The following is a 1,511-nucleotide window of genomic DNA, read 5'->3' on the forward strand; positions in this document are numbered from 1 at the left end:
AGCCTAGCCTTCTCCGTCCCCCCTTCGCAGTAACACCAAGTACAGGAATATTAACCTGTTTCCCATCGACTACGCTTTTCAGCCTCGCCTTAGGGGTCGACTCACCCTGCCCCGATTAACGTTGGACAGGAACCCTTGGTCTTCCGGCGAGCGGGCTTTTCACCCGCTTTATCGTTACTTATGTCAGCATTCGCACTTCTGATACCTCCAGCAACCCTCACAGGCCACCTTCAACGGCTTACAGAACGCTCCCCTACCCAACAACGCCTAAGCGTCGCTGCCGCAGCTTCGGTGCATGGTTTAGCCCCGTTACATCTTCCGCGCAGGCCGACTCGACCAGTGAGCTATTACGCTTTCTTTAAATGATGGCTGCTTCTAAGCCAACATCCTGGCTGTCTATGCCTTCCCACATCGTTTCCCACTTAACCATGACTTTGGGACCTTAGCTGGCGGTCTGGGTTGTTTCCCTCTTCACGACGGACGTTAGCACCCGCCGTGTGTCTCCCGTGATAACATTCTTCGGTATTCGGAGTTTGCATCGGTTTGGTAAGCCGGGATGGCCCCCTAGCCGAAACAGTGCTCTACCCCCGAAGATGAGTTCACGAGGCGCTACCTAAATAGCTTTCGGGGAGAACCAGCTATCTCCCGGTTTGATTGGCCTTTCACCCCCAGCCACAAGTCATCCGCTAATTTTTCAACATTAGTCGGTTCGGTCCTCCAGTTAGTGTTACCCAACCTTCAACCTGCCCATGGCTAGATCACCGGGTTTCGGGTCTATACCTTGCAACTAATCGCCCAGTTAAGACTCGGTTTCCCTACGGCTCCCCTATACGGTTAACCTTGCTACAAAATATAAGTCGCTGACCCATTATACAAAAGGTACGCAGTCACACCACGAAGGTGCTCCCACTGCTTGTACGTACACGGTTTCAGGTTCTATTTCACTCCCCTCGCCGGGGTTCTTTTCGCCTTTCCCTCACGGTACTGGTTCACTATCGGTCAGTCAGGAGTATTTAGCCTTGGAGGATGGTCCCCCCATATTCAGACAGGATGTCACGTGTCCCGCCCTACTCATCGAACTCACGACCTGTGCATTTTAGTGTACGGGGCTATCACCCTTTGCTGCGCGACTTTCCAGACGCTTCCACTAACACACAAGCCGATTCAGGTTCTGGGCTCCTCCCCGTTCGCTCGCCGCTACTGGGGGAATCTCGGTTGATTTCTTTTCCTCGGGGTACTTAGATGTTTCAGTTCCCCCGGTTCGCCTCATGCCACTATGTATTCATGACATGATAGTGTGTCGAAACACACTGGGTTTCCCCATTCGGGTATCGCCGGTTGTAACGGTTCATATCACCTTACCGACGCTTTTCGCAGATTAGCACGCCCTTCATCGCCTCTGACTGCCTAGGCATCCACCGTGTACGCTTAGTCACTTAACCTCACAACCCGAAGATGTTTCCATCGTTCGCGCTGCAAACATTTGAGAGACTCTATGACAGGTTACTCTT

1 rRNA gene is annotated in these 1,511 nt (G+C 52.6%); it reads right to left on the bottom strand.

Annotated elements, in window-relative coordinates:
* Positions 1 to 1,442 (bottom strand): 23S ribosomal RNA (locus CAG11_RS32940); the annotation flags it as partial.
* Positions 1,443 to 1,511 lie beyond the last annotated feature (69 nt).

Origin of the sequence: Pseudomonas sp. B6(2017) (assembly GCF_002112765.1) — a bacterium.
Classification (GTDB): Bacteria; Pseudomonadota; Gammaproteobacteria; order Pseudomonadales; family Pseudomonadaceae; genus Aquipseudomonas; species Aquipseudomonas piscis.